Annotated in this window: 3 protein-coding genes; all 3 read right to left on the bottom strand. The window is 54.8% G+C overall.

Annotation, left to right across the window (positions count from 1 at the left end; genetic code table 11):
- Positions 1-272: 272 nt before the first annotated feature.
- Complete coding sequence (locus CSQ89_RS18930; RefSeq protein ID WP_099407618.1) at positions 273-1,610, bottom strand: TolC family outer membrane protein; 1,338 nt, start codon at positions 1,608-1,610, stop codon at positions 273-275.
- A 124-nt stretch (positions 1,611-1,734) separates the two neighbouring features.
- Positions 1,735-4,791, bottom strand: coding sequence for an efflux RND transporter permease subunit (locus CSQ89_RS18925; protein ID WP_099407617.1), 3,057 nt, complete (start codon positions 4,789-4,791; stop codon positions 1,735-1,737).
- 18 nt (positions 4,792-4,809) lie between these two features.
- Entirely contained in the window at positions 4,810-5,856 is a 1,047-nt protein-coding gene (locus tag CSQ89_RS18920) for an efflux RND transporter periplasmic adaptor subunit (RefSeq protein ID WP_099407616.1), read from the bottom strand.
- Between the last annotated feature and the right edge of the window lie 525 nt (positions 5,857-6,381).

Raw genomic sequence — 6,381 nt, 5'->3', positions numbered from 1 at the left:
CCGCCTTGCCTTGATCACGAGAGCTTCGCGGAGTCATGCCCGCTCGCCCTGCTCGGCAGCGCCTTCTATCCGGTTCTTGTCCATCGGCTCGCGGTTTACGATCCACGCTTCCTTCCCACGCTCGGTCACCCTCTCGCAGTTGCGCTTCACTTCGTTCGCTGTGATCAACTTACGGCGGGAATTCCACCCGCAGGAGTGCGCCCATGCTGGGCGCACATAAGCAAACAGGCCACCGATTGGGTGGCCTGTTGCGTTTTGCCTGCTCGATAATCTTACGGGGCCAAATGACTGTTTACGCTTTCCAAGTCTTTTTCCGCCAGATCGCCCACCGCCACCGCCAACTTGAGCTGATTCAGCAAGTAACTGTAACGCGCCTGCGCCAAATCTTTCTTTGTCGAATAGAGCTGTTGTTGGGCATTGAGAAGATCAAGTGTAGTACGTACCCCAACTTCGCGACCCAGCTTGGTGGAATCGAGCGAGCTTTGCGCCGAAATCTGAGCTTGGTCCAATGCACGAATCTGCGAAGCACCTGCCTGTACGCCTAGAAAAGCTTGTTTGGTCGTCTGGGCAGCCTCGCGTCGGGCAACTTCGAGATTGAACTGTGCCTGATTGCGCAACGCAATGGATTCACGCAATTTGGAACTGGTGTTGCCCCCGGTAAAGATTGGGATATTCAACTGGACACCAATTGCCGTGGTCTTGGTCTTATCTGTACCGCCAAGCGCTGCCACACCACCTTTACTGGTGTCTTGGCCATATTGCGCAAAAAGACCGACAGTGGGTTGCCGACTCAGGCGGTATTTGTCGATTTCCGCTTCGGCAATCGCCAACTTGCCTCGCTGCGCGTCAATACTCAGGCTTTTTTGCTCGGCCAACTTCACCCATTCGTTCATATCGGGTGGGTTGGGAGGTGTCGCCTCCATTTTGGGGGGCAATGCTGCCAAACCTTCAGCAGGAACACCTGTCAGCTGCAGGAAAGCGTTCTGCTTCACCACCAAGTCATTCTGGGCAGCAATTTCACTGGCGATGATGCCATCGTATTTGGCTTGGGCTTCATGTGTGTCGGTGATTGTTGCCACACCGACCTCAAAACTCTTCTTTGCCTGGGCTAATTGCTGGGAAACCGCATCCTTCTGGGCACGGACAAATTCCAGGCTATCCTGCGCATACAGAACATCGAAGTAGGATTGCGCCACCCGCAAGATCAAGTCCTGCTTGGCAACAGCAAAGCTCACTTCCGCCAACCGGGCTTGCTCATTCAACTGACTGGCGCCAACACTGACTTCTGCATTGTAGAGCGGCTGGGTTGCCTCCAACTTGTAGCCAAATTGATTGCCGGATCCGTTGCTGTTCTGACTGGGGAGCCCGCTGGAATCTTTGTCCACTTTGAGGCGCTTAGCATCACCGGATAGCGCAACCTTGGGCAACCAAAGGGCTCTTGCCTGATTCGTTTTTTCCTGGCCCGCCCGGAAAGCGGCTTCTGCCGCAGCATAGGTGGCGTCGTATTTTTTGGCTTCCTGATAAACCTGCAGCAGGTCAGCTGCTGAAGCGAATGAACCTGTGGCAAGTGCCAGCACACAAGTCAGTGTGCGAAGTGCAAAACGTTGCATAACAGCATCCTTTGGTTTGACGTACGCACCGCGCACGCCCAAACATACCAAGCAGTATCTTACAACAAAGCATAACCGCGCTTCCAGCCAGCCTTGAGTAAATGAATTTTAAGTTATTTAAGTATCAGCGACCAGCGTCCAGTGGCTTACGCACGCCATACCACGCTGCATAGAGCGCAGGCAGGAACAACAGCGTCAGCACGGTAGCCACCAGCAAACCACCCATGATCGCCCAGGCCATCGGCCCCCAGAAGGTAGAGCGCGTCAGCGGCACCATCGCCAAAATCGCCGCCGCAGCGGTCAGCATAATGGGCCGGAAGCGGCGTACTGCCGACTCGACAATGGCGTGCCACGGGTGTTCACCCTCCAGGGTGTGTTGCGTGATCTGATCAACCAGAATTACCGAGTTCCGCATGATCATACCGGCCAGGGCAATCACGCCCAGCTGCGCAACAAAACCGAACGGAACCTGGAAGATCAACAGGGTTGCCGCCACACCGATCATCCCCAGTGGGGCAGTCAGTAACACCAGCACCATCTTGGACAGGCTCTGGAGTTGGAACATCAACAACGTCATCACCGTTAGCAGCATCAATGGCATCACCGCCACGATAGAGGCCTGGCTCTTGAAGCTGGACTCCTGCGTGCCGCCAATCTCAATGCCGTATCCAATGGGCAGGCTATCAGCCAGCTTCTGCACCTCCGGCCACACCGCCAGTGTCACATCCGGCGCCTGTGCGCCTTCCACATCGGCACGCACCGATATGGTTGGCATCCGATTACGTCGCCAAACAATGCTTTCTTCGCTCTCCAACTTCAGCTTCGCAACCTGGCTGACTGGGATGAACTTGCCATTGTTCAGGTAAACCTTGGCATCTTTCAGGTTGTTCAGGTCTGTCCGCTCTGGCTCATTCAAGCGTGCCACCACGTCGATCGTTCTGTCGTATTCACGAAATTGCGTCATGGTGACGCCACTCAGCGAAGTCTGTAGCGCCGACGACAGCTGTTGCGAGCTAATACCCAATGCACGCGCCTTATCCTGGTCCACCTCCAGCCGCATCACCTTTACCCGCTCGCTCCAATCGGTGTTGACGTTACGGATATGCGGATTGGCGCGCATCAGGGCTGCCACCTTCCCGGCTACCTCTTTGATCTTGATGTGGTCTGGCCCCGACACCCGGAACTGGATGGGGTACCCTACCGGCGGACCATTTTCCAATCGGCTTACGCGCCCACGCACCAGCGGGAAATCTTCCTCAAACAGCTTGTGCAGCTTGTGCAACACGGCTTCGCGCTTGTATTCGTCCTTGCTCATGATCATCAGCTGGGCAAAGTTCAAATTGGGCAACTGCTGCTCCAATGGCAGATAAAAGCGCGGGCTGCCATTTCCCACATAACTGGTGACGCTGAGAATATTAGGGTCGCCCTTCAGCTTGGCCTCCAACGCCTTAACCTGCGCCTCGGTTTGTGCGTAGCTTGAAGCCTGCGGCAGCCAGACATCGACCAATATCTCCGGCCGGTTGGATGCCGGAAAAAACTGCTTTGGCACGAAACGGAACAAACCAACGGCAATCACAAAAGCCGCCACGGTCACGAGAATGACGATCTTCCGATATTCCAGGCACCAGGACACCAAACGGCGGAAACGTGCGTAGAACGGCTTTTGATAAACCGCATGTTCATCGCCGTGGCTCGTGGCGGCAGGCAGCAACTTGAACCCCAGATACGGCGTAAAGATGACGGCGACGATCCAGGACATCATCAACGAAATACCAACGACCTGAAAAATCGAAACGGTGTACTCGCCGGCATTGGATTTGGCCAAGCCTACGGGCATGAAACCCGCAGCGGTAATCAGAGTGCCTGTCAGCATCGGAAATGCCGTGCTGGTGTAGGCGTACGTGGCAGCACGCACACGGTCCCAGCCTTGTTCAAGCTTTAAAGCCATCATTTCCACCGCGATGATGGCATCGTCGACCAACAGGCCCAGCGAAATAATCAATGCCCCGAGTGAAATCCGCTGCAGATCAAGCCCTAAGGCATACATAACCAGAAAGGTCATGGCGAGCACCAGGGGAATCGAGAGCGCCACCACCAAGCCCGTACGGAACCCCAGTGAAACGAACGACACGGCCAACACAATCACTACGGCTTCAATCAGACTCTTCACAAACTCGTGGATGGAATTACCTACCACCTTGGGCTGGTCGGACACCGCGTGGACCTCCACGCCGACCGGCAATTCGGCACGAATGCGCGCCAAGCTGGCATCCAGTTGCTCACCCAGCTGGATGACATCACCCCCTTTACGCATGCTGACGGCCAAACCGATGGCTTCCTGACCATTGAAGCGCATCTTGGCAGTCGTCGGATCGGTATACCCGCGATAAACCTTGGCGACATCGCCCAAACGGAAATGACGCCCGTTGGCCTGGATGCCGATATTGCGGATGGATTCAATCGTGTTAAATTCGCCGGTCACCCGCAACGTCACCCGCTCGCTACTGGTTTGCACCACACCACCGGGCACCACGGCATTCGTCGCCTGCAAGGTCTGAAGAATCAGCGCGGGGTCCAAGCCCAACGAGGCCAGCTTGGCACTGGAGGTTTCGACATAGATCTTTTCCTCCTGCACCCCCACATAGTCGATCTTGTTCACATCCGGTACACGCAGTAGTTCAGTACGAACCGCATCTACATACTTTTTCAAGTCGGCATAGCTGAAACCATCGCTGGTGAATGCATACAGGTTGCCAAAGGTATCGCCAAACTCATCATTGAAGAAGGGGCCTTGCACGCTGCTTGGGAGGGTGTATTTGACGTCGCCGATCTTCTTGCGAACCTGATACCAGACTTCCTGTACCCGGCTTGGCGGCACACCTTCCTTCAGGTTGATCAGCAGTTGGTTTTCACCCGCTTTTGAATACGACCGTACGTATTCAATTTCAGACATCTCCTGCAGCTTCTTCTCGAGCTTATCGGTAACCTGCAATTCCATATCGGTCGCAGAGGCGCCGGGCCAGTAGGCCTGAATAATCATCGCCTTGAAGGTAAATTCCGGGTCTTCCTTCTGCCCCAGCCGGGTATAGGAAAACGCACCCGCCAACATGAAAACAATAATGAAATAGAGTACCAACTGCTGGTGCTTAAGTGCCCATTCGGACAGATTGATGCCACGCATGCGCTAGTCCTTCGAGGCTTATTGGCGGTTGAGCTGGCTAGCTGCCAGGCGTACAAGCTGGTTGGCATGCAACAAATGCGCACCTGCCGTCACTACCGTCTCGCCCATCTGCAAACCCTTGGTTACCAGCACCACATCATTGCGCACACCCGCCAAACTCACGGGGCGAGCACTTACTCTTTGGGTCTTTACGTCCACCACCCACACTTTGGGTTGGCCGTCTTGGTCATAGATGGCAGTCAGCGGCAACATGGCCCCTGTTTGGTTAGCCACATTGGGTAGCAATACGTTGGCGGTCATTCCCAGGCGTAATACATCATCAGGATCGATAACGGAAATACGTGCGGCGTAGGTTCGGGTAATCGGATCGGTATCGGGTGCAATTTCACGTAGCTTGCCGTTGTATTGCTTTTCTGGCGCAGCCCACAGCACCACCCGAAGCTGATCCGCTTTACGCAGTTCTTCCACGCGGGACTCCGGGACGCTGACCACCACTTCACGCTCGCCATCCTCAACCAGCTTGACGATAGGACTGCCAGCAGCCACCACCTGTCCAACCTCTGCGTTCAATGCCGTCACCACCCCGGCACGCTCGGCTCTCAGTACTGTGTAACCACCCTGATTGCTACTGAGGCTGTACTGCGACTTGGCAGCATCAAACGCCACTTTGGCTTGGTCGACATTGGCTTGGCTTACAAAGCCCTTTTCATGCAGCTGCTGTGCACGTTCATAGTCCGTCCGAGCTTTATCGAACTGGCTCTTGGCCGCGACCTGCTGCAGCATCACATCCTTACCATCTATCTTGAATAGCTGCTGCCCCACTTTGACGGACTGGCCCAGCTCCACATTGCGCTCTATGATCTGGCCCGCCAAGCGAAAACCCAGCTGGCTCTCATGCCGGGCGCGAATCTCACCAGAATAACTGGCGGCGACCACAACCCCTTCTGGCTTGACGACCATCGTACGCACCGGCCGCACTTCCTCGTAGGGTGTGGTTTCCTTTCCACAGGCGCTCAATACAACCAACAGGACGAGACCTAGTGTCAAATTACACCGCTTATTCATACGTGCTCTCTCCAAACCTTATTTATATTTTTACAGCCCAAATCTTGAATCAGGGTGGGAAAGACTCTGGCAAATTGAATACCGGATGTCCATTTCTGCACCATCCCGTTTCGGAATGCTTCTAACCATAGCCAGGACGGGCGTCGCCGTCACGACCGGTACGGCAACCCGGCAGCGTGATCCGGGTTTTAGAACCTAGTTTACGATCAACACAGCTCATCTCAACGATAACGCCTCAAGTCCCGGTAATTACTTGAGACCTGATCTATGAGTTTAGATGCTTGGCCGCACCATAGAACCTGTCCGCTTTCTTGTACGGCTCGCTCTACGGCATACCATAACCAAGCTCTCGTTTTTACTCACCTGAAAAGCCCAAGGCCCATAGAACCCCATACTAATTACTGATGTTACGCAGTAGCTGCGAGAAGCAGCTGTAACTGATCATAAGCCGCGCGGGAGGCGTTGATCAGTAACTTGCGGCAAAGTGCGAATGGGTTCTTCTGCGTCTTGATGCTCAGGCATTCA

It is taken from the genome of Chitinimonas sp. BJB300 (assembly GCF_002735695.1).
GTDB lineage: Bacteria > Pseudomonadota > Gammaproteobacteria > Burkholderiales > Chitinimonadaceae > Chitinimonas.
Note: the sequence above shows the minus strand (reverse complement) of the source record. Positions and strands in the feature narration are given on the sequence as shown.

Bases quoted from the DNA above. Each gene is read 5' to 3' on its own strand.
- CSQ89_RS18930 (WP_099407618.1), bottom strand. From the start codon at position 1,610: ATGCAACGTTTTGCACTTCGCACACTGACTTGTGTGCTGGCACTTGCC.
- CSQ89_RS18925 (WP_099407617.1), bottom strand. From the start codon at position 4,791: ATGCGTGGCATCAATCTGTCCGAATGGGCACTTAAGCACCAGCAGTTG.
- CSQ89_RS18920 (WP_099407616.1), bottom strand. From the start codon at position 5,856: ATGAATAAGCGGTGTAATTTGACACTAGGTCTCGTCCTGTTGGTTGTA.